The sequence below is a fragment of the Mesorhizobium sp. M7A.F.Ca.US.006.04.2.1 genome (genome assembly GCF_004022915.1).
GTDB classification, from domain to species: Bacteria; Pseudomonadota; Alphaproteobacteria; order Rhizobiales; family Rhizobiaceae; genus Mesorhizobium; species Mesorhizobium ciceri.
Genome location: NZ_RZQA01001172.1, coordinates 1 through 1,474, shown reverse-complemented (window position 1 = coordinate 1,474; position 1,474 = coordinate 1). Strand labels below are relative to the sequence as shown.

At 59.6% G+C, this 1,474-nt stretch carries 1 protein-coding gene and 1 pseudogene; both read right to left on the bottom strand.

Annotated features, from left to right (window positions below):
* Nucleotides 1-363: pseudogene (locus EN925_RS35500) on the bottom strand (ABC transporter permease); the annotation flags it as partial.
* On the bottom strand, nt 360-1,474 hold a 1,115-nt coding region (locus tag EN925_RS35495; RefSeq protein ID WP_348630389.1), incomplete at its 5' end, for an ABC transporter permease. The pseudogene EN925_RS35500 and the gene EN925_RS35495, both read right to left, overlap by 4 nt.

The following is a 1,474-nucleotide window of genomic DNA, read 5'->3' as shown; positions in this document are numbered from 1 at the left end:
CCCCCTGTACAATGCGGCAAGAAGGCCGAGCGAGACGCCGACCGCGAAGGACAGCAACGTGGTCGCGACCGCGATAGCGATTGTGTTGCGCGCACCGTAGATCAAGCGGGTGAGCATGTCGCGGCCGAGCTGATCGGTTCCCAGTTTGAACTCCTGGCTCCACGGCGCGAAGGCTTCGCTGAAAACCTGCGTCTCGCCATATGGGGCTATCCAGTGCGCGAAGACCGCAACAAAGACGTAGCCGAGGATCACAACGATGCCGAACCACGCGCTGAACGGTGCCTTCTTCAGCGCTGTTTTCGCCCGGGTGGCACGCGAGCGCCTCAGCCTCTGAAGCTCCGCGACAGATTCGGATCTGGTCATCGTGGGTGCAAGAGCCTGGGATTGGTGGCGATGGAAATAATGTCGGCTAGCAGGTTGAGAAGGATGTAAGTCGCGGCGAAAATCAGGGCGCAGGCCTGGACAACCGGAACATCCCTGGATTTTACCGCGTCAACCATCAGCTGGCCGATACCGGGGTAAACGAACACGACCTCGACCACGACCACTCCGACGATGAGATACGCCAGATTGAACGCGACCACAGTGACGATCGGAGCCCAGGCATTGGGCAGGGCATGCCTCAGCACGATCACCATCGGGGACATTCCCTTGAGGCGCGCCATATCGATGTAGGGGCTTGACAGCATGTTGATGATGGCCGCTCGGGTCATGCGCATCATGTGGGCCACGATTACAAGTGTAAGGGTGATTGCCGGCAGGGCGACTTTCCAGAGATGCTCCCAAAATGGCGTCTGATCGTTCACATTCGACAATGTCGGAAATTTGGGAACCGCATTGAGCGCCCAGTTCAGCGAGACAGTGAGCCAATGAGGCAGCGTTTGAGCGAAATCGGATCCGATGAACGTGTCGCGCGAGATCACCAGGTAGGCGAGCATATAAGCGACGAAAAATTCCGGGAATGAAATGGTTGTCAGTGTCGCGACATTCACCAGCCGGTCGAACCAGCCGTTGCGGTACAGCGCAGCCAGAATGCCAAGCCCCAAGGCCAGGGGAACGGCTATCAGCGCCGTCACCGCTGCAAGGAACATCGTGTTGTAGAGGCGGGGTGCGATGATCTCGGCCACGGTACGCCGATATCCGGTGCGGCTCGCAAACGAAGAGCCGAAATCGCCATGGAGCATCTGGGCGACCCAAGCGAAGTAGCGCTCGACAGGCGGACGATCGATGCCGATCTCCCGCTGAAACGCGGCGACCGTTTCGGGCGTCGCCGACTGCCCGAGCGTGGCCTTGGCGAAGTCGCCTGGGAGCATCGCGATCGCAGAGAAGATGATGATGGACACGATAAACAAAGTGACCAGACCGAGGCCAAGGCGCTGCAGGACCGTTCTTGCGACGGGGTTCATGTGCGTGGCGTTTCCCTTTGGGCGGCAACCCTGCACTCGGAGCCAGCTGACCGGAGCCTCAAAACCAT